23 protein-coding genes are annotated in these 25,375 nt (G+C 59.0%); 18 read left to right on the top strand and 5 right to left on the bottom strand.

Annotated elements, in window-relative coordinates; translation table 11 throughout:
• The first annotated feature begins 37 nt into the window (after positions 1 to 37).
• From nuoG to nuoN, 8 genes are all read left to right on the top strand, one after another.
• Entirely contained in the window at positions 38 to 2,761 is a 2,724-nt protein-coding gene (gene nuoG, locus C2U54_RS20780; protein WP_139156354.1) for an NADH-quinone oxidoreductase subunit NuoG, read from the top strand.
• On the top strand, positions 2,758 to 3,735 hold the full coding sequence (nuoH, locus tag C2U54_RS20775) for an NADH-quinone oxidoreductase subunit NuoH (RefSeq protein WP_103180466.1): 978 nt from the start codon (positions 2,758 to 2,760) through the stop codon (positions 3,733 to 3,735). Before nuoG ends, nuoH begins: the two co-directional genes overlap by 4 nt.
• 14 nt (positions 3,736 to 3,749) lie before the next feature.
• Positions 3,750 to 4,292 carry an NADH-quinone oxidoreductase subunit NuoI gene (gene nuoI, locus C2U54_RS20770; protein WP_103180465.1) on the top strand — a complete coding sequence of 181 codons (543 nt, stop codon included), beginning with the start codon at positions 3,750 to 3,752 and terminating at the stop codon, positions 4,290 to 4,292.
• 11 nt (positions 4,293 to 4,303) lie between these two features.
• The gene (gene nuoJ, locus C2U54_RS20765; protein WP_103180463.1) at positions 4,304 to 4,858 is read left to right on the top strand and encodes an NADH-quinone oxidoreductase subunit J; all 555 of its coding nucleotides are present in this window, start codon (positions 4,304 to 4,306) and stop codon (positions 4,856 to 4,858) included.
• Entirely contained in the window at positions 4,855 to 5,157 is a 303-nt protein-coding gene (gene nuoK, locus C2U54_RS20760) for an NADH-quinone oxidoreductase subunit NuoK (RefSeq protein ID WP_049841347.1), read from the top strand. Before nuoJ ends, nuoK begins: the two co-directional genes overlap by 4 nt.
• Positions 5,154 to 6,995 (top strand): NADH-quinone oxidoreductase subunit L, encoded by a 1,842-nt coding sequence (gene nuoL / locus C2U54_RS20755; protein WP_103180461.1) that lies wholly within the window; start codon positions 5,154 to 5,156, stop codon positions 6,993 to 6,995. Before nuoK ends, nuoL begins: the two co-directional genes overlap by 4 nt.
• A gap of 76 nt (positions 6,996 to 7,071) precedes the next feature.
• Positions 7,072 to 8,601 (top strand): NADH-quinone oxidoreductase subunit M, encoded by a 1,530-nt coding sequence (gene nuoM, locus C2U54_RS20750; protein ID WP_103180459.1) that lies wholly within the window; start codon positions 7,072 to 7,074, stop codon positions 8,599 to 8,601.
• Positions 8,602 to 8,607: 6 nt separating this feature from the next.
• Positions 8,608 to 10,065 (top strand): NADH-quinone oxidoreductase subunit NuoN, encoded by a 1,458-nt coding sequence (gene nuoN, locus C2U54_RS20745; RefSeq protein ID WP_103180457.1) that lies wholly within the window; start codon positions 8,608 to 8,610, stop codon positions 10,063 to 10,065.
• A gap of 109 nt (positions 10,066 to 10,174) precedes the next feature.
• Here nuoN and C2U54_RS20740 read toward each other — a convergent pair whose 3' ends face one another.
• Together C2U54_RS20740 and rnz are read right to left on the bottom strand one after the other, a co-directional pair.
• Entirely contained in the window at positions 10,175 to 11,179 is a 1,005-nt protein-coding gene (locus C2U54_RS20740) for a chemotaxis protein (RefSeq protein ID WP_103180456.1), read from the bottom strand.
• A 66-nt stretch (positions 11,180 to 11,245) separates the two neighbouring features.
• Entirely contained in the window at positions 11,246 to 12,163 is a 918-nt protein-coding gene (gene rnz, locus C2U54_RS20735; RefSeq protein WP_103180454.1) for a ribonuclease Z, read from the bottom strand.
• A gap of 73 nt (positions 12,164 to 12,236) precedes the next feature.
• Here rnz and C2U54_RS20730 point away from each other — a divergent pair, with 73 nt between their 5' ends.
• From C2U54_RS20730 to menE, 8 genes are all read left to right on the top strand, one after another.
• On the top strand, positions 12,237 to 12,698 hold the full coding sequence (locus tag C2U54_RS20730) for a GNAT family N-acetyltransferase (protein ID WP_103180452.1): 462 nt from the start codon (positions 12,237 to 12,239) through the stop codon (positions 12,696 to 12,698).
• A 62-nt stretch (positions 12,699 to 12,760) separates the two neighbouring features.
• Positions 12,761 to 13,066 carry a stress response protein ElaB gene (elaB, locus tag C2U54_RS20725; protein ID WP_103180450.1) on the top strand — a complete coding sequence of 102 codons (306 nt, stop codon included), beginning with the start codon at positions 12,761 to 12,763 and terminating at the stop codon, positions 13,064 to 13,066.
• A 98-nt stretch (positions 13,067 to 13,164) separates the two neighbouring features.
• On the top strand, positions 13,165 to 14,460 hold the full coding sequence (gene menF / locus C2U54_RS20720; RefSeq protein ID WP_103180448.1) for an isochorismate synthase MenF: 1,296 nt from the start codon (positions 13,165 to 13,167) through the stop codon (positions 14,458 to 14,460).
• Between the two features lie 88 nt (positions 14,461 to 14,548).
• Positions 14,549 to 16,219, top strand: coding sequence for a 2-succinyl-5-enolpyruvyl-6-hydroxy-3-cyclohexene-1-carboxylic-acid synthase (gene menD, locus C2U54_RS20715; protein ID WP_103180447.1), 1,671 nt, complete (start codon positions 14,549 to 14,551; stop codon positions 16,217 to 16,219).
• The gene (gene menH, locus C2U54_RS20710; protein ID WP_103180445.1) at positions 16,216 to 16,992 is read left to right on the top strand and encodes a 2-succinyl-6-hydroxy-2,4-cyclohexadiene-1-carboxylate synthase; all 777 of its coding nucleotides are present in this window, start codon (positions 16,216 to 16,218) and stop codon (positions 16,990 to 16,992) included. Before menD ends, menH begins: the two co-directional genes overlap by 4 nt.
• The gene (menB, locus tag C2U54_RS20705; RefSeq protein ID WP_103180443.1) at positions 16,989 to 17,846 is read left to right on the top strand and encodes a 1,4-dihydroxy-2-naphthoyl-CoA synthase; all 858 of its coding nucleotides are present in this window, start codon (positions 16,989 to 16,991) and stop codon (positions 17,844 to 17,846) included. The genes menH and menB overlap by 4 nt, the downstream gene beginning before the upstream one ends.
• A complete protein-coding gene (gene menC, locus C2U54_RS20700; RefSeq protein WP_103180441.1) occupies positions 17,846 to 18,811 on the top strand; it encodes an o-succinylbenzoate synthase in 966 nt (321 codons plus the stop codon). Before menB ends, menC begins: the two co-directional genes overlap by 1 nt.
• Positions 18,808 to 20,169, top strand: coding sequence for an o-succinylbenzoate--CoA ligase (gene menE / locus C2U54_RS20695; RefSeq protein ID WP_103180440.1), 1,362 nt, complete (start codon positions 18,808 to 18,810; stop codon positions 20,167 to 20,169). Before menC ends, menE begins: the two co-directional genes overlap by 4 nt.
• On the opposite strand, the gene C2U54_RS20690 is transcribed toward menE, so the two are convergent.
• Genes C2U54_RS20690 through C2U54_RS20680 form a run of 3 tightly spaced genes read right to left on the bottom strand, consistent with a single transcriptional unit; the run spans position 20,170 to position 23,119 of the window.
• Positions 20,170 to 21,684 (bottom strand): tripartite tricarboxylate transporter permease, encoded by a 1,515-nt coding sequence (locus tag C2U54_RS20690; RefSeq protein ID WP_103180438.1) that lies wholly within the window; start codon positions 21,682 to 21,684, stop codon positions 20,170 to 20,172. It lies immediately after the preceding gene.
• Positions 21,685 to 21,695: 11 nt separating this feature from the next.
• Entirely contained in the window at positions 21,696 to 22,127 is a 432-nt protein-coding gene (locus tag C2U54_RS20685; protein WP_103180436.1) for a tripartite tricarboxylate transporter TctB family protein, read from the bottom strand.
• A gap of 11 nt (positions 22,128 to 22,138) precedes the next feature.
• Positions 22,139 to 23,119 carry a Bug family tripartite tricarboxylate transporter substrate binding protein gene (locus C2U54_RS20680; RefSeq protein ID WP_103180434.1) on the bottom strand — a complete coding sequence of 327 codons (981 nt, stop codon included), beginning with the start codon at positions 23,117 to 23,119 and terminating at the stop codon, positions 22,139 to 22,141.
• Positions 23,120 to 23,268: 149 nt separating this feature from the next.
• Between C2U54_RS20680 and tctD the strand changes: the two genes are divergently transcribed.
• Entirely contained in the window at positions 23,269 to 23,943 is a 675-nt protein-coding gene (gene tctD / locus C2U54_RS20675) for a transcriptional regulator TctD (RefSeq protein WP_103180432.1), read from the top strand.
• Positions 23,930 to 25,339, top strand: coding sequence for a sensor histidine kinase (locus C2U54_RS20670; protein WP_103180430.1), 1,410 nt, complete (start codon positions 23,930 to 23,932; stop codon positions 25,337 to 25,339). Before tctD ends, C2U54_RS20670 begins: the two co-directional genes overlap by 14 nt.
• The last annotated feature ends 36 nt before the right edge of the window (positions 25,340 to 25,375 follow it).

Here is a 25,375-nt window from a genome sequence, read left to right as displayed (position 1 = left end):
ACGCTCGGTTTCGACCGAGACAACTGGAAGCATGCTAATGGCTACGATTCATGTAGACGGCAAAGAATATGAGGTCAACGGGGCGGACAACCTGCTGGAAGCTTGTCTGTCTCTCGGCCTTGATATTCCGTATTTTTGCTGGCATCCGGCGCTGGGGAGCGTCGGTGCTTGCCGCCAGTGTGCGGTGAAGCAATATCAAAACGCGGAAGACACGCGTGGTCGCCTGGTAATGTCCTGTATGACGCCAGCCGCCGAAGGTACCTTTATTTCTATCGACGATGCGGAAGCCAAAGAGTTCCGCGAAAGCGTGGTGGAGTGGTTGATGACCAACCACCCGCACGACTGTCCGGTCTGTGAAGAGGGCGGTAACTGCCACCTTCAGGATATGACCGTGATGACCGGGCACAGCTTCCGTCGTTACCGTTTCACCAAGCGTACCCACCGTAACCAGGATCTGGGGCCGTTCATCTCTCACGAAATGAACCGCTGCATCGCCTGCTACCGCTGCGTGCGTTACTACAAAGACTACGCGGATGGTCAGGATCTGGGCGTCTATGGCGCGCATGACAACGTCTACTTCGGTCGTCCGGAAGACGGTACGCTTGAGAGCGAATTCTCCGGTAACCTGGTAGAGATCTGCCCGACCGGCGTCTTCACCGATAAAACTCACTCCGAGCGTTACAACCGTAAGTGGGACATGCAGTTTGCGCCAAGCATCTGCCAGCAGTGTTCGCTGGGCTGTAACACCAGCCCGGGTGAACGTTACGGCGAACTGCGTCGTATCGAAAACCGTTACAACGGTACTGTTAACCACTACTTCCTCTGCGACCGCGGTCGTTTCGGCTATGGCTATGTGAACCTGAAAGACCGTCCGCGTCGTCCGGTTCAGCGCCGTGGCGATGACTTCATCACCCTGAACGCTGAACAGGCGATGCAGGGCGCGGCGGATATTCTGCGCCAGTCGAAGAAAGTGATCGGTATCGGCTCCCCGCGCGCCAGCATCGAAAGCAACTTCGCGCTGCGCGAGCTGGTGGGTGCGGATAACTTCTACACCGGTATCGCCCAGGGCGAGCAGGAACGTCTGCAGCTGGTGCTGAAAGTGCTGCGCGAAGGCGGTATCCATACCCCGGCGCTGCGCGAAATCGAATCCTATGATGCGGTACTGGTATTGGGCGAAGATTTGACCCAGACCGGCGCTCGCGCAGCCCTGGCGGTTCGTCAGGCGGTGAAAGGGAAAGCGCGTGAAATGGCAGCGGCACAGAAAGTGGCTGACTGGCAGATCGCGGCTATCCTCAACATCGGTCAGCGCGCGAAGCATCCGCTGTTCGTGACCAACGTTGATGACACCCGTCTCGACGACATCGCCGCCTGGACCTACCGCGCGCCGGTGGAAGATCAGGCCCGTCTCGGCTTTGCTATTGCTAACGGCCTGGACAGCAGTGCCCCGGCCGTTGAGCTGGATCGCGATCTGCAGAACAAAGTTGACGTTATCGTGCAGGCGCTGGCCGGTGCGAAGAAACCCCTGATTATCTCCGGTACCAACGCCGGCAGCAGCGAGATCATTGAAGCGGCAGCGAACGTGGCCAAAGCGCTGAAAGGCCGTGGCGCCGACGTTGGCGTAACCATGATTGCCCGTGCGGTAAACAGCATTGGTCTGGGTATGATCGGCGGCGGCTCTCTGGAAGAGGCGCTGAGTGAACTGGAATCTGGCTCTGCGGATGCCGTTGTCGTACTTGAAAACGATCTTCACCGCCATGCTTCTGCCGCACGCGTAGATGCTGCGCTCTCTAAGGCGCCGCTGGTGATGGTTATCGACCATCAGCGCACCGCCATTATGGACAAAGCGCACCTGGTGCTCTCTGCGGCAAGCTTCGCGGAAAGCGACGGGACGGTGATTAACAACGAAGGCCGCGCCCAGCGCTTCTTCCAGGTTTATGACCCGGCCTACTACGACAATACCACCCTGATGCTGGAAAGCTGGCGCTGGCTGCACTCCCTGCACAGCACCGTGCTGAGCCGTGAGGTGGACTGGACGCAGCTCGACCACGTGATCGACGCCGTTATTGAAAAGCTGCCGCAGCTGGCAGGCATCAAAGATGCGGCGCCGGAAGCGAGCTTCCGTATTCGCGGCCAGAAACTGGCGCGTGAACCGCATCGCTACAGTGGCCGTACTGCAATGCGCGCCAATATCAGCGTACACGAACCGCGTCAGCCGCAGGATAAAGACACCATGTTCGCCTTCTCGATGGAAGGGAACAACCAGCCGTCTGCGCCACGTTCGCAGATCCCATTCGCATGGGCGCCAGGCTGGAACTCCCCGCAGGCATGGAACAAGTTCCAGGCTGAAGTGGGTGGTTCTCTGCGCCACGGCGATCCGGGCGTACGCCTGATTGAAGCCAGCGAAACCGGTCTGGCGTTCTTCTCCACCGTTCCGGCACGCTTCCAGGCAGAAGAGGGTAACTGGCGTATTGCGCCGTACTACCATCTGTTTGGTAGCGACGAGCTGTCACAGCGTTCCCCGGTCTTCCAGACCCGCATGCCGCAGCCTTACATCAAGCTCAACCCGGCAGACGCCGCGAAGCTTGGCGTCAACGCGGGCGCGAACATCAGCTTTAGCTATGAAGGCCAGACAATCAGCCTGCCGCTGATTATCTCTGAAGGTCTGACAGCAGGGCAGGTGGGTCTGCCGATGGGTATGCCTGGCATCGCCCCGGTGCTGGCCGGCGCGCGTCTTGATAACCTGCAGGAGGCAAAAGCATGAGTTGGTTAACGCCGGATCTTATCGATATCCTGCTGAGCATCCTGAAAGCGGTTGTTATCCTGCTGGTGGTGGTCACCTGCGGTGCGTTCATGAGCTTTGGTGAACGTCGTCTGCTCGGTCTGTTCCAGAACCGTTACGGACCGAACCGCGTGGGCTGGGGTGGTTCACTCCAGCTGGTCGCGGACATGATCAAGATGTTCTTCAAAGAGGACTGGATCCCGCGCTTCTCGGATCGCGTGATCTTTACTCTGGCACCGATGATCGCCTTTACCTCGCTGCTGCTGGCGTTTGCTATCGTTCCGGTCAGCCCGACCTGGGTGGTCGCTGATTTGAACATCGGCATTCTGTTCCTCCTGATGATGGCAGGTCTCGCGGTTTACGCGGTACTGTTTGCAGGCTGGTCCAGTAACAACAAATACTCCCTGCTGGGTGCGATGCGTGCGTCTGCGCAGACGCTCAGCTACGAAGTGTTCCTGGGTCTCTCCCTGATGGGCGTGGTGGCGCAGGCCGGTTCATTCAACATGACCGACATCGTCAACAACCAGGCCGACATCTGGAACGTTATCCCGCAGTTCTTTGGTTTTGTTACCTTTGCTATCGCCGGTGTGGCAGTGTGTCACCGCCACCCGTTTGACCAGCCAGAAGCCGAGCAGGAACTGGCTGACGGTTACCACATTGAATATTCCGGTATGAAGTTCGGTCTGTTCTTCGTGGGCGAGTACATCGGTATCGTCACCATTTCCGCATTGATGGTCACGCTGTTCTTTGGTGGCTGGCATGGCCCGTTCTTACCGCCGTTCATCTGGTTCGCGCTGAAAACCGCGTTCTTCATGATGATGTTCATTTTGATTCGCGCTGCATTACCACGTCCGCGTTATGACCAGGTAATGTCCTTCGGCTGGAAAGTGTGCCTGCCGCTGACGCTCGTCAACTTGTTGGTAACGGCGGCTGTCATTCTTTGGCAGCAGCCATAAGGGGCTTTGAGATCATGACCTTAAAAGAATTATTGGTAGGTTTCGGCACCCAGGTACGCAGTATCTGGATGATCGGCCTGCACGCGTTTTCTAAACGCGAAACCCGGATGTATCCGGAAGAACCGGTATATCTGCCGCCGCGCTACCGTGGCCGTATCGTGCTGACGCGCGATCCGGACGGTTCGGAGCGCTGCGTTGCCTGTAACCTGTGTGCGGTAGCCTGTCCGGTAGGCTGTATCTCTCTGCAGAAAGCAGAGACGGTGGACGGTCGCTGGTACCCTGAGTTCTTCCGCATTAACTTCTCACGCTGCATCTTCTGCGGCCTGTGTGAAGAAGCGTGCCCGACCACGGCGATTCAGTTGACCCCCGATTTCGAACTGGGTGAATTCAAACGTCAGGATCTGGTGTACGAGAAAGAGGATCTGCTGATTTCCGGTCCGGGCAAATACCCGGAATATAACTTCTACCGGATGGCGGGTATGGCAATCGACGGCAAAGATAAGGGCGAAGCAGAGAACGAAGCCAAGCCTATCGACGTCAAGAGCCTGTTACCGTAAGGAGAGGGGCAATGGAATTCGCTTTTTATATCTGTGGCCTGATCGCCATCCTGGCTACGCTGCGAGTGATTACGCACACCAACCCGGTGCATGCGCTGCTCTATTTAATCATTTCGCTGCTGGCTATTTCCGGGGTGTTCTTTGCGCTGGGCGCACACTTTGCCGGTGCGCTTGAAATCATCGTTTACGCCGGGGCCATCATGGTTCTGTTCGTCTTCGTGGTGATGATGCTGAACCTGGGCGGCTCTGAGATCGAGCAGGAACGTCAGTGGCTGCAACCGCAGGTGTGGATTGGCCCGGCAATTCTGTCGGCCATCATGCTGGCGGTGATCGTTTACGCCATTCTGGGTGTGAACGACCAGGGTATCGACGGCACGCCAATCAGCGCCAAAGCGGTGGGTGTCACCCTGTTTGGGCCATACGTACTGGCGGTGGAACTGGCCTCGATGCTGCTGCTGGCAGGCCTGGTCGTTGCTTTCCACGTGGGTCGCGAAGAGCGCATGGGTGAAGTGCTGAGCAACCGTAAGGACGACAGCGCGAAAAGAAAAACGGAGGATCACGCATGATCCCTTTACAACACGGACTGATCCTCGCCGCGATTTTATTCGTGCTGGGCTTAACCGGTCTGGTTATCCGCCGCAATCTGCTGTTTATGCTGATTGGCCTGGAGATCATGATCAACGCTTCCGCGCTGGCCTTTGTGGTTGCCGGTAGCTACTGGGGCCAGACCGATGGTCAGGTGATGTACATTCTCGCTATCAGCCTCGCGGCTGCGGAAGCGAGTATTGGCCTGGCGCTGTTGCTGCAGCTCCATCGTCGCCGCCAGAACCTGAACATCGATTCAGTAAGTGAGTTGCGTGGATGAACATGCTTGCCTTAACCATTATTTTTCCGCTGATTGGCTTCCTGCTGCTGTCGTTCTCACGCGGCCGCTGGTCTGAGAATCTCTCTGCGACCATCGGCATGGGCTCTGTGGGCCTGGCCGCACTGGTCACAGCGTATGCGGGGATCGACTTCTTTAATAACGGACGTCAGGCTTCCAGCGTTCCACTCTGGACCTGGATGTCGGTGGGTGATTTCAACATCGGTTTTAATCTGGTGCTGGATGGCCTCTCTCTGACCATGCTCTCCGTGGTCACCGGTGTCGGCTTCCTGATCCATATGTTCGCCTCCTGGTATATGCGCGGTGAAGAGGGTTACTCCCGCTTCTTCGCCTACACCAACCTGTTTATCGCCAGCATGGTGGTACTGGTGCTGGCGGATAACCTGCTGCTGATGTACCTCGGCTGGGAAGGGGTGGGTCTCTGCTCTTACCTGCTGATCGGGTTCTACTACACCGATCCGAAGAATGGCGCAGCGGCCATGAAAGCGTTCGTTGTGACCCGTGTGGGTGACGTCTTCCTCGCCTTCGCGCTGTTCATTCTCTACAACGAGCTGGGCACGCTGAACTTCCGCGAGATGGTGGAACTGGCACCGGCGCACTTCGAAGCCGGCAACAATATGCTGTGGTGGGCAACCCTGATGCTGCTGGGTGGCGCTGTGGGTAAATCTGCACAGCTGCCGTTGCAGACCTGGCTTGCCGACGCGATGGCGGGTCCAACCCCTGTCTCCGCGCTGATCCACGCCGCCACCATGGTGACCGCCGGTGTTTACCTGATTGCGCGTACCCATGGCCTGTTCCTGATGACTCCGGAAATTCTGCATCTGGTGGGTATCGTCGGTGCGGTGACGCTGGTGCTGGCAGGCTTTGCCGCGCTGGTCCAGACCGACATCAAACGCGTTCTCGCTTACTCCACCATGAGCCAGATCGGTTACATGTTCCTGGCGCTGGGCGTACAGGCGTGGGACGCGGCTATTTTCCACCTGATGACGCACGCGTTCTTCAAAGCGCTGCTGTTCCTCTCGTCCGGTTCGGTGATCCTGGCCTGCCACCACGAGCAGAACATCTTCAAAATGGGCGGACTGCGTAAGTCCATCCCGTTGGTTTACGTCTGCTTCCTGGTGGGCGGCGCGGCGCTGGCGGCACTGCCGCTGATCACCGCGGGCTTCTTCAGTAAGGACGAAATCCTGGCGGGGGCCATGGCGAACGGGCATATCAATCTGATGGTTGCGGGTCTGGTCGGTGCGTTTATGACCTCCCTGTATACCTTCCGTATGATTTTCATCGTCTTCCACGGTAAAGAACAAATTCACGCTCACGCAGGGAAGGGGATTACCCACCACCTGCCGCTGATTGTGCTGCTGGTACTCTCCACCTTCGTTGGCGCGATGATTGTGCCACCGCTGCAGGGCGTACTGCCAGACACCACCGAGCTTGAGCACGGTCGCGTTCTGACGCTTGAAATCACCTCCGGTGTGGTCGCTATCACGGGTATCCTGATTGCGGCATGGCTGTGGCTGGGCAAACGTACCCTGGTCACCTCGGTTGCCAACAGTGCGCCGGGCCGTCTGCTGGGCACCTGGTGGTATAACGCGTGGGGCTTCGACTGGCTGTACGACATGATCTTCGTGAAACCGTTCCTCGGCATTGCGTGGCTTATCAAACGCGATCCGCTGAACGCGGTAATGAACATCCCGGCCATCCTTTCCCGCCTGGCAGGTAAAGGCCTGCTGTTCAGCGAGAACGGGTATCTGCGCTGGTATGTAGCGTCCATGAGCATCGGCGCGGTTGTGGTGCTGGCGCTGCTGATGGTATTGCGTTGATCGTTAAGTGAATTTTATTCGAATTCGTTGAAAATCAGGCCCCTTCTGGGGGCCTTAAAAAGGAATGCAAATCGCCATGTTACTACCCTGGCTAATATTAATTCCCTTTATCGGTGGGTTCCTGTGCTGGCAGACCGAACGCTTTGGCGTGAAGATGCCGCGCTGGATTGCGCTGATCACCATGGGATTGACGCTCGCGCTCGGTCTGCAACTCTGGTTGCAGGGCGGCTATTCACTGACCCAGTCTGCGGGCATTCCGCAGTGGCAGTCTGAATTTATTCTGCCGTGGATCCCGCGTTTCGGTATCACCATCCATCTGGCGATTGATGGTCTGTCGCTGCTGATGGTGGTGCTGACCGGTCTGCTCGGCGTTCTGGCGGTGCTTTGCTCCTGGCGAGAAATCGAAAAATACCAGGGCTTCTTCCACCTGAACCTGATGTGGATCCTGGGCGGCGTGATCGGCGTGTTCCTTGCCATCGACATGTTCCTCTTCTTCTTCTTCTGGGAGATGATGCTGGTGCCGATGTACTTCCTGATCGCGCTGTGGGGCCATAAGGCATCCGACGGTAAAACGCGTATCACGGCGGCCACCAAGTTCTTCATCTATACCCAGGCGAGTGGTCTGGTGATGTTGATTGCCATCCTGGCGCTGGTCTTCGTGCACTACAACGCGACCGGCGTCTGGACCTTCAACTATCAGGACCTGCTGAAGACCCCAATGTCCCACGGCGTAGAATACCTGCTGATGCTGGGCTTCTTCATTGCGTTTGCGGTGAAGATGCCGGTGGTGCCGCTGCACGGCTGGCTGCCAGATGCGCACTCCCAGGCACCAACGGCGGGTTCCGTTGACCTGGCGGGTATCCTGCTGAAAACCGCGGCCTACGGTCTGCTGCGTTTCGCGCTGCCGCTGTTCCCGAATGCCTCCGCAGAGTTTGCGCCGATTGCCATGTGGCTCGGTGTGATCGGTATCTTCTACGGTGCCTGGATGGCCTTCACGCAGTACGACATCAAGCGTCTGATTGCCTACACCTCCGTTTCCCACATGGGCTTCGTGCTGATTGCTATCTACACCGGCAGCCAGCTGGCCTACCAGGGCGCGGTGATCCAGATGATTGCCCACGGTCTCTCCGCAGCCGGTCTCTTCATCCTGTGTGGTCAGCTGTACGAACGTCTGCACACCCGTGACATGCGTCAGATGGGTGGTCTGTGGAGCAAAATTAAGTGGCTGCCAGCGATGTCGATGTTCTTCGCGGTTGCCACGCTGGGGATGCCGGGGACCGGTAACTTCGTTGGCGAATTTATGATCCTGTTCGGCAGCTTCAAGGTGGTACCGACGATCACCGTCATCTCCACCTTCGGTCTGGTGTTCGCCTCCGTTTACTCGCTGGCGATGCTGCACCGCGCTTACTTCGGTAAAGCGAAGAGTGAGATCGCTGCCAAAGAACTGCCGGGGATGTCGCTGCGCGAGCTGTTCATCATCCTGCTGCTGGTCGTACTGCTGGTGCTGCTGGGCTTCTTCCCGCAGCCGATTCTGGATACCTCGCACTCCGCGATGGGTAATATCCAGCAGTGGTTTGTTAATTCTGCTTCTACTACAAGGCCGTAAATCGCCATGACAATAACTCCACAACAACTGATTGCGCTGCTACCGCTGCTGATCGTCGGATTGACGGTGGTGGTTGTGATGCTCTCCATTGCGTGGCGACGCAATCACTTCCTGAATGCCACGCTGGCGGTTCTGGGTCTGAACGCTGCGTTAGTCTCCCTCTGGTTTGTTGGCCAGGCGGGGGCGATGGACGTCACGCCGCTGATGCGCGTTGATGGCTTCGCCATGCTCTACACCGGGCTGGTGCTGTTAGCCAGTCTGGCGACCTGCACCTTTGCCTACCCGTGGCTGGAAGGGTACAACGACAACAGAGAAGAGTTTTACCTGCTGGTTCTGATTGCGGCCCTGGGCGGCATTCTGCTGGCGAATGCCAACCATCTGGCGGCGCTGTTCCTCGGTATTGAGCTGATCTCGCTGCCGCTGTTCGGCCTGATTGGTTATGCCTTCCGCCAGAAGCGCTCTCTGGAAGCGAGTATCAAGTATACGATCCTGTCTGCTGCTGCTTCGTCCTTCCTGCTGTTTGGTATTGCGCTGCTCTACGCTCAGTCCGGTAACCTCTCATTTGAAGCGCTCGGCAAGAGCCTCGGCGACGGCATGCTGCATGAGCCGCTGCTGCTGGCGGGTCTGGGCATGATGATTGTTGGCCTCGGCTTTAAACTCTCTCTGGTGCCGTTCCACCTGTGGACGCCAGACGTCTACCAGGGTGCGCCAGCGCCGGTATCCACCTTCCTGGCGACGGCGAGCAAGATCGCTATCTTCGGGGTGGTGATGCGTCTGTTCCTCTACGCCCCGGTGGGTGACAGCGAAGCGGTTCGCGTAGTGCTGGGCGTGATCGCCTTTGTCTCCATCATCTTCGGTAACCTGATGGCGCTGAGCCAGACCAACATCAAGCGTCTGCTCGGTTACTCCTCCATCTCCCACCTCGGCTATCTGATGGTGGCGCTGATTGCCCTGCAGAGCGGTCAGATGTCCATGGAGACCGTGGGTGTCTACCTGGCCGGTTACCTGTTCAGCAGCCTCGGCGCCTTCGGCGTGGTGAGCCTGATGTCCAGCCCGTACCGTGGCCCGGATGCCGACTCGCTCTTCTCCTACCGTGGTCTGTTCTGGCACCGTCCGATCCTCTCCGCGGTGATGACCGTGATGATGCTCTCGCTGGCAGGTATCCCGATGACGCTCGGCTTTATCGGGAAGTTCTATGTGCTGGCAGTGGGTGTGCAGGCCGGTCTGTGGTGGCTGACGGCGGGTGTCGTTATCGGCTCCGCGATTGGTCTCTACTACTACCTGCGCGTTGCCGTGAGCCTCTACCTGAGTGCGCCTCAGCAGCTCAACCGCGATGCGCCAGGCAACTGGCAGTACAGCGCCGGCGGTATTGTGGTGCTCATCTCCGCGCTGCTGGTGCTGATCTTCGGTATCTATCCGCAGCCGCTGATCACCATCGTGCAGCATGCGATGCCGCTGATGTAAAAACGGCAGAAAAAAAAACCCGCTTCGGCGGGTTTTTTTATTGCCGGGTGTCGCTGCGCTTACCCGGCCTACAAAACCGTAGGCCCGTGCAAGCGAAGCGCCGCCGGGCTTAAGCCAGCTGCTTACGGCTAATCAGCGGCCCGTCGATTTTCTTGTTGGCGCGCTCCAGCACCTCTTCAATCACCGATGACAGCTCGTTCAGCTCGAACTTCGCCACGTATCCATCGGCTTTCACCTTGCGGATATGATCTTCGTTGGCGTTACCGGACAGGGAAGAGTGGATCACCACCGGAATATCCTTCAGGATGGCGTCGGTTTTGATTTTGCGCGTCAGGGTAAAGCCATCCATCTCCGGCATCTCAAGGTCGGTCAGCACCAGCGAGATCTTATCGGTAATGGGCACCCCTTCCGCCTGGGCCTGCGCGGCCAGCACGCCGATCTTCTCCCAGGCCTCTTTGCCGGTGATATGCAGCTGCGCCGGGATCTGCATCGCCTGCAGCCCTTTTTCCAGCATTGAGCGCGCCACTTTGGAGTCTTCTGCCACAATCGCCACCGCACCCGGCTTGATATTGAATTTGGTGATTTTCAGATCGGTAGCATGCAGGTCGTGGTTAGCCGGAGTGATGTCATAGAGGATCTGCTCAACGTCCAGCACCATCGCCAGATCGTTGGTATCCGTCTTCTCATCCAGACAGGCGATACTGGTGATATAGCGTCCGCTGACCGCGGTTTCCGCCGCATGCACCTGCTTCCAGTCCAGGCGCATGATATTTTCGACCGACTCCACGGCAAACGCCTGGACGCTACGGGCATACTCGGTGATCAGCAAAATGTTCAGCCCCGTCGTTGGCTTGCAGCCTGCCACCGCGGCCAGGTCGATAACCGGGATCACCTGATCGCGAATATTAACCATACCCATCAGGGGCGACTTCATCCCCGCCGGTTTGGTGAACGAGGGCATGGGCACAATCTCGCGAAGCTTAAAGACGTTGATGCCGAACAGCTCAGATTTGTTTTCATTCATTGAGCGGCCAAGACGAAACAGCAGCAGCTCAAATCGGTTCGACAGAGTAAGATTTGCCCTGTCATCAATGTCTTTCTGGAAGTTATCCATGTTTGCCCCTCAGTGAAAAATACCGGCCTGATAGGGTTATCGGCAGTTTCGGGGAAAACCAGAGCATTAAACGCGCACGGTAGCAAAATCTTCTGCCAGCTCGCTGGCAGCAAAGATGGCGCAACACTCCGCCAGCAGCATGGCGCAGCCTTCGGCGTCGTAACGGGAGCTGACGTGGGTGACGATCAGTTTTTTTACCTGCGCGTCGCGGGCAAGCCTGGCCGCCTGATGCGTGGAGCTGTGGCCGCGGCTATTGGCTTTCTCCTCCATCGCTACCTCCAGCGTGGCCTCATGCACCAGCAGATCGACGCCCTGAGCCAGCGCAAGGGCGTTGTCGCAGGGGGCGGTATCCCCGAAGAGGGCCAGCTTCTTACCCGGACGGGGCGGGGAGAGATACGCCGCACCGTTGATGGTCCGGCCATCTTCCAGGGTGACGCTTTCGCCGCGTTTTAGCTGCTGAAACAGCGGGCCGAAGGGCACTCCCGCGGCAATCAGCGCGGCACCGTCCAGCGCGCCGGGTTTATCCCGCTCTTCAATGCGAAAACCGTAACACTCCACGGGGTGATTGAGCGCCGCAGCGGTTACCGTGTAAGCATCATCTTTGAACACCACGCCCGGTTTGATCTCAATAATCTCGAGGGGATAATCCGTCCACGAGCCGCTGATCCGCAGGCTGGTTTCAACAAACTCCCGGATACCGGGCGGGCCGTAAATGGTCAGCGGCTGGATATTGCCCGCCATCGAGCGGCTGCAGAGCAGCCCCGGCAGGCCAAAAAGGTGATCGCCGTGCAGGTGAGTGATGAAAATTTTATCCAGCTTGCCGGGATGCGCGGCGGTGCGCAGCAGCTGGTGCTGCGTGCCTTCGCCGCAGTCAAACATCCACAGCCCGCCGCGGGTGGGGTGCTGGAGATCCAGCAAAATTGAGGTAACGTTGCGCGTACGGGTCGGTACGCCAGCGGATGTTCCTAAAAAAAACAGCTCCATAATGCACTCAGCCTCTGCACCGGGGACGAAAAGTCATTAGTATAACGGCTCCCCTCACGATAAGGAGACCCCAATGATCCAGTGGCAAGATCTGCACCATAGCGAGCTGTCCGTTCCTGTGCTTTACGCCTTACTTCAACTGCGCTGTGAGGTGTTTGTCGTTGAGCAAACCTGCCCCTATCAGGACATTGACGGCGAAGACCTGGTGGGGGAGAACCGCCATATCCTCGGCTGGAAAGATAACCGGCTGGTGGCGTATGCGAGGATTCTGAAAAGTGACGACGATTTCTCCCCCGTTGTGATTGGCCGCGTGATTATCAGCCGCGAGGTGCGGGGCGAGAAGCTGGGCTATGCCCTGATGGAGCACGCGCTGCGTTCCTGCGAAAATAACTGGCCCGACAAGGCGTTATACCTCGGGGCGCAGGCGCATCTGCACACTTTTTATGCCCGTTTTGGCTTTGTGCAGGTGACGGATATCTACGACGAAGATGGCATTCCGCACGTGGGTATGGCGAAAGAGGTACAACAAGCGTAGCAGGCGGAATCGTCAAGCATTGTCTATAGTTACGGAACTGATGCAACCACATGGAGAACACTATGTCTTATCAATCATCGGATAACCATGTAGATGACGATCTGACCCTGCTGAGTGAAACCCTGGAGGAGGTCTTACGCTCTTCCGGCGATCCGGCCGATCAGAAATACATTGAGCTAAAAGCGCGTGCTGAGCAGGCTCTGCATGATGTGAAAACGCGCGTGGGTCATGCGTCCGATCAATACTATTACAAGGCCAAAAAAGCGGTCTATCGTGCGGATGATTATGTCCGTGAAAAGCCGTGGCAGGGGATTGGCGTAGGCGCCGCCGCCGGCCTGGTGTTGGGTATTTTACTCGCCCGCCGTTAACAACACAGCACGAACGCTTCTCCCTGCCAACTCGGGGTACTGCTTTTTCTGTTTAGTACCCCTTATAATGTGAGGTTTTTGAGCTGGGAGAAGTTCGCGTGCACTCGATTTCCACCGCGCTGAAAGGCCTTTGCCAACAATTAGCTGACGATTTTCCCGATACCCCAGGCCTGCATTATCTCGATGTCTCCTTTGCCCTCAACGACGCGTTTGATCCGCTCGGCTGGCTGAATGCCCAGCACATCTACCCGCAGTTCTACTGGCAGCAGCGCAATGGCGACGAAGAGTATGCTGCTCTCGGAGCGATAACGCATTTCTCCTCGTTATCCGTTGCCCGTCAGTTTTTAAACCGTTATCCACACGCACCCGACCTGAGAGTGGTGGGCGTTAATGCCTTCGATCCAAAGCAGGGCAGCCTGTTCCTGCCGCGCCTTTTGTGGCAGCGCTTCGGCGGGACCGCAACGTTGCGCCTGGTGCTCTGGAGCGACACCTCCCTGAAAGCGGAGGCCCAGCGCGCGCGGGAGTTTATGCAGACTTTGGCGGAGAGCCAGCCTGTCGCCCCGGTCACGCAGGCGGTGGTGAGCGAAACGCATCTCCCTGACCGGGCCAGCTGGCTTCAGCTGATTACCCGGGCGACAGAGGCTATCGGCCGGGGGGCATTCGATAAAGTGGTGCTGGCCCGGGCGACAGATTTGCAGTTTAACGAGGCGGTAAACCCCGCCGCGCTGATGGCGGCCAGCCGGCAGGTCAACTTCCAGTGCTATCACTTCTTTATGCGCCCTGATGCCAGCCGGGCGTTTCTCGGCTCATCGCCGGAACGGCTGTGGCGGCGGCGCGGTTTGCTGCTGCGCACCGAAGCGCTGGCCGGTACCGTTGCCAGCCATCCGGACGATGCCCATGCCGCACGGCTGGGTAACTGGCTGATGACCGACGATAAAAACCAGCGGGAAAATATGCTGGTGGTTGAGGACATCTGCCAGCGCCTGCAGCGGGAAAACGGGGTGCTTGATGTCCTCCCGCCGCAAATCGTGCGCTTGCGGAAGGTTCAGCATTTACGCCGCTGCATCTGGACCGCGCTGCAACAGCCGGACGATGAACAGTGCCTGCTGCGCCTGCAGCCTACCGCGGCCGTTGCCGGTCTGCCGCGCCAGGCGGCGTGGGATTTCATCGCCCACAATGAACCCTTCGACCGGGAGTGGTATGCCGGTTCCGCCGGGTATCTCTCGTTAGCACAAAGCGAGTTCTGCGTGGCGCTGCGTTCGGCAAGCGTTGAGGAGAGCTGTGTTCGCCTGTATGCCGGGGCGGGGATCGTCAGCGGTTCTGACCCCGATCAGGAGTGGCAGGAGATTGAAAATAAAGCAGCCGGGCTGCGCTCTCTGCTCCTAAAGGATTAATACTGAGTCATACATTCCCGATTCATATCAAAATTACATCTTTCTCTATTATTTATACTACGTCGCAATATTGATACCGGACAATTCCATGTCAGTGAGTTCCTTTAACCGGCGCTGGGCGGCGGTGATCCTTGAAGCCCTGACCCGCCATGGCGTCAGGCATGTTTGCATTGCGCCCGGCTCGCGCTCAACGCCGTTGACCCTGGCCGCCGCCGAAAACCGCGCCTTTATTCATCACACCCATTTTGATGAGCGCGGTCTCGGCCATCTGGCGCTGGGGCTGGCAAAAGCCAGCCATGAGCCGGTGGCGGTGATTGTGACCTCCGGCACGGCGGTGGCTAACCTCTATCCCGCATTGATCGAAGCCGGTCTGACCGGTGAAAAACTGGTGCTGCTGACGGCAGATCGTCCTCCGGAGCTGATCGACTGCGGCGCCAATCAGGCCATTCGCCAGTCGGGGATTTTTGCCACCCATCCGACAGAAACCCTGTCGCTGCCGCGTCCGACCCGCGATATTCCCGCCCGCTGGCTGGTTTCGACGGTGGATAACGCCCTGGGCGGACTGCGTGCCGGGGCGCTGCACATCAACTGTCCGTTTGCCGAGCCGCTGTATGGCGAAATGGATGATACCGATCTTGAGTGGCAGCAGGCGCTGGGCGACTGGTGGCAGAGCGATAAACCCTGGCTGCGCGCTCCGGCGGCGCTTTCAAGCCCCCAACAGCGCGACTGGTTCTTCTGGCGGCAGAAACGCGGTGTGGTCATCGCGGGCAGGATGAGCGCCGAGGAAGGCAAGCAGGTAGCGCAGTGGGCGCAACGGCTTGGCTGGCCGCTGATTGGCGACGTGCTCTCCCAGACCGGCCAGCCGCTGCCGTGCGCGGATCTCTGGCTCGGCAACGCCAGAGCCGTGACCGAACTGGAGCAGGCGCAGATTGTGGTGCAGCTTGGCGGCAGCCTGACGGGTAAACGTCTTCTGCAGTGGCAGGCCACCTGCAGGCCGGAAGAGTACTGGCTGGTCGATTCCCGCGAAGGGCGGCTGGATCCCGCGCACCATCGTGGCCGTCGGTTGGTATCCAGCGTGGCCGAGTGGCTGGAGCTGCATCCGGCGGAAAAACGTGCCCCCTGGGCAACCGACATTCCTGAACTCTCTCGCCAGGCCTGGGAACTGACGGCGCAACACAGCGACGCATTCGGTGAAGCGCAGCTGGCCCACCGCATCCATCGCTATCTGCCCGAACAGGGGCAGTTGTTTGTGGGCAACAGCCTGGTGGTGCGTCTGATTGACGCTTTCTCCCGCCTGCCGGCGGGCTACCCGGTATTCAGTAACCGTGGCGCCAGCGGTATCGACGGGCTGATTTCAACCGCAGCAGGGGTTCAGCGCGCGAATGCCCGTTCGACGCTGGCGATCGTCGGCGATCTCTCGGCGCTGTACGATCTGAACGCGCTGGCGCTGCTTCGTCAGGCTTCGGCGCCCTTTGTGCTGCTGGTGATCAACAACAATGGCGGCCAGATTTTCTCCCTGTTGCCGACGCCGCAGAGCGAACGGGAACGCTTTTATCTGATGCCGCAGAACGTGCAGTTTGAACATGCGGCGGCGATGTTCAGCCTCAAGTATCAGCGCCCGGAAAACTGGGCGGAGCTGGAGAGCGCGCTCAGCACGGCGTGGAGCAAACCCGGCACCACGCTAATCGAGGTGGTGGTAAACGACAGCGACGGGGCGCAGATGCTGCAAAACCTGCTGGCGCAGGTAAGCCATCTATGATCCTCGCGGGAACCCAGCGTAAAGGTCAGCCGGATAAACCCTGGCTGGTTTTCCTGCACGGTTTTTCCGGCGATTGCCGCGAATGGCAGGTGTCAGGGGAGCGCCTGAGCGATTATTCCCGCCTCTATCTCGATCTCCCGGGACACGGAGAGTCGGCCTCCATTGTGGTGAGTGATTTCCATCATCTCAACGGCTTGCTCAATCGCACTCTGATTAGTTACAACATACTAAATTACTGGCTGGTGGGGTACTCCCTCGGCGGCCGCATTGCGATGTATCACGCCTGCCAGCGGCCCGGGGGGCTACAGGGGCTGATTGTGGAGGGGGCGCATCCGGGGTTGAGCGATGAACACGCGCGGACGAGCCGTCGCGCCTCCGATGCGCAGTGGGCGGCACGCTTGCGCCATGAACCTCTGGCGTCGGTATTTGACGACTGGTATCAGCAGCCGGTATTTGCCTCGCTAACCCCCGCGCAGCGCGAACAGCTTGTCGCCCTGCGTAGCCAGAATAATGGTCCAGCTCTGGCCGCCATGCTCCAGGCGACGTCGCTTGCCGAACAAGCCGATTTACGCCCTGAGCTCGCCTCGTGCGCACTTCCTTTTTTCTATCTCTATGGCGAACAGGACCCTAAGTTTCGGGATATTGCCCGGCAGCTTACCGCCACCCGCCATGAAATTCCTCACGCCGGACATAACGCCCATCGGGAAAACCCCGCTGCGGTGGCTGAGCGTCTGGCCCAGATACTCCCTCTTTCAATTAAGGACACTCTATGATCTACCCTGATGAAAACATGCTCTATGCACCGGTGGAATGGCTGGACTGCTCCGAAGGCTATACCGACATTCGCTACCACAAGTCCACTGACGGCATCGCCAAAATCACCATTAACCGTCCAGAGGTGCGTAACGCGTTTCGCCCGTTAACCGTCAAAGAGATGATTCAGGCCCTGGCGGATGCGCGCTATGACGACAACATCGGCGTTATCGTCCTGACCGGGGAAGGTGAAAAAGCGTTCTGCTCCGGTGGCGATCAGAAAGTACGCGGTGACTACGGCGGATACCAGGACGATGCGGGTACCCATCACCTGAACGTGCTCGACTTCCAGCGTCAGATCCGCACCTGCCCGAAACCGGTTGTCGCAATGGTGGCGGGCTACTCCATCGGCGGTGGTCACGTGCTGCATATGATGTGCGATCTGACCATTGCCGCAGAGAACGCCATCTTCGGCCAGACCGGACCAAAAGTCGGCTCCTTCGACGGCGGCTGGGGTGCCTCTTACATGGCGCGCATTGTCGGTCAGAAAAAGGCGCGTGAAATCTGGTTCCTCTGCCGCCAGTATAACGCTCAGGAAGCACTGGATATGGGCTTGGTGAACACCGTGGTGCCGATTGCCGACCTCGAAAAAGAGACCGTGCGTTGGTGTCGTGAAATGCTGCAGAACAGTCCGATGGCGCTGCGCTGCCTGAAAGCGGCCCTGAACGCCGACTGCGACGGCCAGGCCGGTCTGCAGGAGCTGGCGGGTAACGCCACCATGCTCTTCTACATGACTGAAGAGGGTCAGGAAGGACGCAACGCGTTTAACGAGAAGCGCCAGCCGGACTTCAGCAAATACAAACGGAACCCGTAATGCGCAGCGCGCAGGTTTACCGCTGGCAGATACCGATGGACGCGGGCGTGGTGCTGCGTGAACGGCGGTTAAAAACCCGTGATGGTTTCTTCGTGCAACTGCAGCAGGGCGAAGGGCAGGGCTGGGGCGAGATTTCGCCTCTGCCGGGCTTTAGCCTGGAGTCGCTGGAGGAGGCGCAGGCTGCGCTGGTGGCATGGGTAGAGGAATGGCGTACAGGCCTGAATCCGCCGCAGCCCGACGTCCCTTCCGCCGCGTTCGGCATCAGCTGTGCGCTCGCAGAGCTCGACGGCAGCCTGCCTGATAAGGCCGATTACCGTGCCGCGCCGCTCTGTACCGGCGATCCGGATGAGCTGTTTGCACTGCTCAGCGCTATGCCCGGCGAGAAAGTGGTGAAAATCAAAGTCGGTCTTTACGAAGCGGTACGCGACGGCATGGTCGCTAACCTCTTGCTGGAGGCAATCCCCGATCTGCGTCTGCGTCTCGATGCCAACCGCGCCTGGACGCCGCTTAAGGCGCAGCAGTTCGCGAAGTACGTCAATCCGGCGTACCGCAGTCGCATCGCTTTTCTGGAAGAGCCGTGCAAAACCCGTGAGGATTCACGCGCCTTTGCCCGCGAAACCGGCATAGCCATCGCCTGGGACGAAAGCCTGCGCGAGGCGGACTTTGCCTTTACCGCCGAGCCGGGCGTCAGCGCCGTGGTCATAAAACCGACGCTAACGGGCAGTCTGGCGAAGGTGCGTGCCCAGGTGGCGGCAGCGCATAGCGCAGGGCTGACGGCGGTGATCAGCTCCTCCATCGAATCCAGCCTTGGGCTAACGCAGCTGGCGCGTATTGCCGCCTGGTTAACGCCCGACACCATCCCGGGGCTGGATACGTTAAACCTGATGCAAACCCAGCTTATTCGCCCGTGGCCGGGTAGCGCCCTGCCGTGCGCGGGCGTTGAGGCGCTGGAGCCGTTGCAATGAGTTTTAGTGACTGGCCGTGGCGGCACTGGCGCGAGCAGCGTGCTGATAAACCGGCTCTGCGTCTCAACGACGAGGTGCTGAGCTGGCAACAGCTCTGCACCCGCATCGACAATCTGGCTGCAGGGTTTCATCAGCAGGGCGTGGAGGCGGGTGACGGCGTGCTGCTGCTTGCCCATAATCACCCGCAGACCCTGCTGGCATGGCTGGCGCTGCTCCAGTGCGGCGCGCGTATTCTTCCCGTTAACCCCCAGCTCCCGCGCCCACTGCTGGAGGTATTGCTTCTGCAAATGACGCTGCGTTTTGCGCTGGTGCTGGATGGTCACTATGAGGGACTCGCCGCGCTTGGCATGCATGCACAGTCTGGCGAATACAGCGTGGCATGGCAGCCTGAGCGGCTGGCCTCAATGACGCTCACCTCCGGCTCTACCGGGCTGCCGAAAGCGGCCGTTCATACCTGCGGGGCGCATCTTGCCAGCGCTGAGGGTGTCCTCGCGCTGATGCCCTACGGCGAGGATGATGACTGGCTGCTTTCGCTGCCGCTGTTTCATGTCTCCGGGCAGGGGATCTTATGGCGCTGGCTGCAGGCCGGCGCGCGCTTAACCGTGCGCGAGAAGCAGCCGCTGGAGCAGGCCTTGCAGGGGTGTACCCATGCCTCGCTGGTGCCAACCCAGCTCTGGCGTCTGCTCAATACACACCAGCACATCGCGCTGAAAGCGGTACTCCTGGGCGGGGCCGCCATCCCCGTTGAGTTGACGCAACAGGCGCGCGCGCAGGGTATTTCTACGTTTTGTGGCTACGGCCTGACGGAGTTTGCCTCTACCGTCTGCGCGAAAGAGGCTGACGGTGAGCCGGACGTGGGCTGCGCATTGCCGGGCAGGGAGGTGCAGGTTGTTAACGGTGAAGTGTGGATCAGGGCGCAAAGCATGGCCTCAGGCTACTGGCGCGACGGCGCGCTGCTGCCGCTCACAAATTCTGAGGGCTGGTTTGCCACCCGCGATCGCGGGGAGCTGCATGAGGGTCGCCTGACGATCCTCGGTCGGATGGATAACCTCTTTTTCAGCGGAGGCGAGGGCATTCAGCCGGAGAGCCTTGAGCGGATTATCGCGACCCATCCGCACATCAGCCAGGTCTTTATTGTCCCGCTGAATGACGCCGAATTTGGTCAGCGTCCGGTGGCGGTAGTGGAGTGTGAACCGGGAACGGATTTCACCCGCTTCCCGGAGTGGGTACAGGGCAAAATGGCGCGATTTGAGCAGCCCGTGCACTGGCTGGTGCTGCCAGCAGAACTAAAAAATGGCGGGATTAAGATCTCCCGCCAGGCGTTAACACAGTGGGTGAATGCCCAACTGTCAGGGTAATTAGCCGATATCGGGCTGCGGCTTACGCTGACGGCGGCGAAACAGGCGCAGCACCGGCGGTACGACCACCACCACAATCGCCAGCGTCAGCAGGATCTTCGCCACGTTGCTGTCCCACAGAATGGAGACATTACCATTGCTGATGGACAGAGCGCGGCGCAGGTTCTGCTCCAGCATCTCACCCAGCACAAACCCTAAAATCAGCGGCGACATCGGGAAGTGCATTTTACGCAAGATGTAGCCGAACACCCCCAGCACCACCATCAGAATCAGGTCGAAGGTGGTGCTGTGTACTGCATACACCCCCACCGCCGAGACGGCCGCGATCGCGGGGACCAGGAACCACAGCGGAATGGTCAACATACGGGTGAACAGGCCAATCAGCGGGATGTTCATCACCAGCAGCATGACGTTAGCAATCAGCAGCGCCGCAATCAGACCCCAGACGATGTCCGGCTGTTCGGTAAACATCGCCGGTCCTGGGGTGATATTGTAGAGCGTCAGCGCCCCCATCATCACCGCCGTGGTACCGGAGCCGGGTACGCCGAGCGTCAGCATGGGAATAAACGAGCCGCAGGCCGAGGCATTGTTGGCCGCCTCAGGTGCGGCGACGCCGCGAATATCGCCTTTGCCAAAGCTGTCGCTGTTGCCGCTGAGCTTTTTCTCCGTCATGTAGGTGATGGCGCTGGCGATGGTTGCTCCGGCACCCGGCAGAATGCCGACAAAGAAACCAATCACCCCTGAACGCAGCGTAGTACCGATACACTGCGCGCCCTCTTTGGCGTTAAAGAGCATCCGGCCGGTTTTACGCACCAGCGTCTGCCCGCTGCTGGTATGTTCCAGCATCAGTAAGATCTCAGAGACAGAGAACAGACCAATCACGACCACGATAAACTGCACGCCGTCGGAGAGGTGAACGCTGTCGAAGGTAAAACGATAGACCCCGGTGTTGGCATCCACGCCGACGGTGGCTAACCCTAAGCCAATCAGCGCAGACAAAAACGATTTCAGTGGGTTTTGCGCCATCATGCTGCCGAGACAGGCAATGGCGAAGACCATCAGGGCAAAATACTCTGCCGGACCAAACGCCAGCGACCACTGGGCCAGCGCAGGCGCAAACAGAATGATGCCGCCAATGGCAATCAGCGAGCCAAAGAACGAACTGACGGCGGAAATAGACAGCGCCACGCCGCCGCGCCCCTGCCGCGCCATCGGGTAACCATCCAGCGCGGTCATAATGGCCGCCGCATCCCCGGGCACGTTGAGCAGTATTGACGAGATTCGGCCGCCATATTCACAGCCGATGTAGACCGTCGCCAGCAGGATCAGCGCTGATTCCGCAGGCAGATGCAGGGCAAACGCCAGCGGGAGCAAAATAGCGACCCCGTTGATGGGCCCAAGTCCGGGCAGCAGACCGACGATCGTCCCGACGAAGCAGCCGATCAGGGCGATCACCAGGTTTTCCGGGGTCATCGCAACGGCGAACCCCTGTGAGAGGTAAATCCAGGTATCCATAGCGTGCTCCGTTAATTAAGCCAGGCGCCAAGCGGCAGCGTCACATCCAGCAGGCGGTCAAAGGCGTACCACAGGAAAATGCCCATCACCACACCCGAGATCCCCGCCGCAGGGAGGCTGGCGTTAAACAGCATGCCGATCACCATCGTCAGGATGGCGGTCGCCACCGGGAAGCCGAGCCATTCAAAGCCCCAGGCATACATCAGCAGCACAATGACCATTACCAACAGCCGCTGCAAAATGCGTCTGGGCGGCCACTCTACGGTATCCGGATGGCGTAACAGCATAGCCACCGAGCAAAGCAGCATCAGGCCGACAATGCCCATTGGAAAGGGGCGGGGCCCCACGGGTTCATAGCTGTATTCGCTGTGGATCTGCCAGGCGACGAACATCCCGCCAATGCAGAGCAACAACCAGATCCCGGCAAAAATGCGATCGCTCATAGCGCCTCCGGTTATTTGGCCAGGCCAAACGCTTTTGCCTTCTCGCGGTAGTCATTCACCTGTTTTTTGACATACTCGTCCAGCTGCTTACCGTTCAGGTTGAACTCAAACAGCCCGCGCAGATCGCGCTGCTTTTTAAATTCGTCTGTCTGCTGCAGTTTGTTAAAGTTGTCGACCCACCACTGGTATTCGGCATCGGTCACTTTTGGCCCGACAAAGAAGCCGCGGATAATCGGCCAGACGAGGTCATAACCCTGCTCTTTTGCAGTCGGCACGTTTGCCAGCTGTCCGGGCAGACGGTTTTGGGAGAAGACCGCCAGCACGCGGATTTTATCCCCGTTCAGGTAGGGCACCATTTCACTGAGGTCACCGGAAACTGCCTGCACGTGGTTGCCCATCAGCGCCGTCACTGGTTCACCGCCGCCCTCAAACGCCACGTAACGCATTTTGTGCGGATCCACTTTCGCCTGCTGCGCCAGCAGGGCGGCTTTCATCCAGTCCTGGCTGCCGATGGAGGCGCCTGCACCAATCACCACGCTGTTAGGGTCTTTTTCCATGGCGGTGAGCAAATCTTTCAGGGATTTCCACGGGGAATCTGCGCGCACGGCGATCATGCCGTAGTCGGTACCGACGGTGGCCAGCCAGCGCACGTCATCCACGCCGTAGCGGCCAAACTTGCCCTGGGAAAGGTTCAGCAGCGAGCCGCCGGAGAAGGCGACCACCGTGCCGGCTTCCGCCGGTCGTTGCGCGACGATCGCGTTATAGGCCACCGCGCCCACGCCGCCTGGCATGTAGGTTACACGCATCGGTTTTTCAATGGCCTTCGTCTCCAGCAGGCTGACCTGAATCAGCTTGCAGGTGAGATCAAAACCGCCGCCCGGTTTGGCCGGGGCGATACATTCGGTGCGGGACGGGGCGTCCTGGGCCTGGACAACAGAGGCACTCAACATTAATACGCTTGCAGCAACCGTTGAAAGTGATTGTTTTTTCATCGTTTATCCTCACGCCGGCGATCCGGGGGTACGGGTACGGGTTTTTTTCTGATTATGTGAACCACCTTGTAGCGGTTCCGTTGCGTGATTGTTAAAACAATAACCTTTCATTTCCCTTTCAACGCGACACCAACTTTACAGGATGTGATATGCGTCTCTTACTGGCGGAAGATAATCGTGAGCTGGCTCACTGGCTGGAGAAAGCGCTGGTGCAGGAGGGCTTTGCCGTAGACTGCGTTTCTGACGGGCGCGCTGCCGATCATCTGCTGCAGGGGGAAAACTACGCGGTGGCGATACTGGACATCGGTATGCCCGGTTTTGACGGCCTGGAGGTGGTACACCGTTTACGAAAACGCGGCCAGACCTTGCCGGTGCTGTTTCTCACCGCACGCAGCAACGTGGCGGATCGGGTGAAAGGCCTGAACGCCGGGGCGGATGATTATCTGCCAAAACCGTTTGAGCTGGAGGAGCTGGACGCCAGGCTTCGCGCCCTGCTGCGCCGAAGCGAGGGGCGAACCCAGGAACGCCAGCGTCTTGGGGAGCTGGAGTATGACGACGACGGTTTTTTCCTGCTGCGCGATGAGCCGCTCTCGCTCACCCCGCGTGAACTGTCACTGCTGAAGGTGCTAATGCATCGCCGCACCCGGCCCGTCTCCCGCCAGCAGTTGTTCGATCAGGTGTTTAGCCTGAATGATGACGTCAGCCCCGAGAGTCTCGATCTCTACATTCATCGCCTGCGCAAAAAACTGACTGGCAGCGGGGTGCGGATCACCACCCTGCGCGGGCTGGGCTATGTGCTGGAGTGCGGCGATGAAGTGGGTTAAGCCTCAGTCGCTTTATCTGCAACTGCTGCTTTTTCTCGGCCTACCGCTGCTGTTGCTGTGGGGATTGTCGGCCTTTAACAGTTACGTCAGCGCCCTGCAGGCGGCGACCCAGGCGTACGACCGCACGCTGTTATCGTCGGCGCGTACCGTCTCTGAGCGGCTGGAGGTGCACAACGGCAAGCTGCTGGTCGATGTTCCCTGGGTGGTGCTCGACAGCTTCGAGCTGAACATGAACGATCGCCTCTATTACAAGGTGGTTGACCCGGAGGGGCGGGTGATCTCCGGCTATGACGATCTGCCGAATATGCCCCGCTCCACGTCGCGCACCACGCACTATCCCGCGCTGGCCTGGTTTTATCATACTGAGTATCGCGGCCAGGCGATCCGCGTGGCGAAGCTGCTCCAGCCAATTAACGAAGACAATGTTTCCGGTATGGCGGAGATCTACGTCGCCGAAACCTTGCAGTCGCGGCGCTATCTCGCCACACAGCTCCTGTTTTCATCGCTCGTTTCGCAGGGGCTGCTGGTGCTGCTGACGCTGGTCTTAACCGCCTGGCTGCTGCGCCGCGTGCTGCGCCCGATGCGTCAGCTCTCCTCGCTGATGGTGCGCCGTGAGCCAGGGCTGCTGGCCCCGCTGCCGGAGCTGCTGCCCTGGTCAGAAACGCGGCTGCTGATCGTGGCCTTTAACCGCTATATCGACAGATTACGCGGCGTGCTTTCCCGCCAGGAGCGTTTCAACGCCGATGCTTCTCATCAGCTCAAAACGCCGCTGGCGGTGCTCAAAACCCAGGTTTCCGTTGCCCTGACGCGAAACGATCCGGCCCTGTGGCAGGAGAGTTTACGCGCCATGAACGTGACGCTGGACAACACCATCGTCCTTACTGAACGGCTGTTGCAGTTCTCCACGGTGAAGCACAAAGAGCAGGGAGAGCGCCAGTTTGCCCCGGTGGATCTGGTTCAGGTGGTGCAGAACTGCTGCTTCTCCCGGCTGGCGCAGGCGCGCAGCAAGGGGATCGATTTAGGTTATGACGGCATTCAGCAATCCGTCATGATTGAAGGTGATGAGGTGCTGCTGGGCGAACTGTGCGCCAACCTGCTGGAGAATGCGATCAAATACACCCCGCAGCAGGGCATCGTCACCGTGTCTCTGCACACGGTTAACGACGCTGTTGAGCTGAGCGTGGAGGACAGCGGACCGGGAATTGCTGAAGATCAGATTTCCCAGGCCATGCTGCCGTTTCATCGGCTGGATAATGTAGGAGATGCCACCGGGTCCGGGATTGGGCTGGCGCTGGCCAACGATATCGCCCGCCTGCACCGCAGCCATCTTCAACTGATGGCCAGTGAAAATCTGGGCGGTCTGTGCGTCAAAATGCGCTTTTTATTGATGACGTAAATGTTGATATTATCAAATCGTTACAAACTAATTGTC

This window comes from Leclercia sp. LSNIH1 (assembly GCF_002902985.1).
Lineage (GTDB): Bacteria > Pseudomonadota > Gammaproteobacteria > Enterobacterales > Enterobacteriaceae > Enterobacter.
Note: the sequence above shows the minus strand (reverse complement) of the source record. Positions and strands in the feature narration are given on the sequence as shown.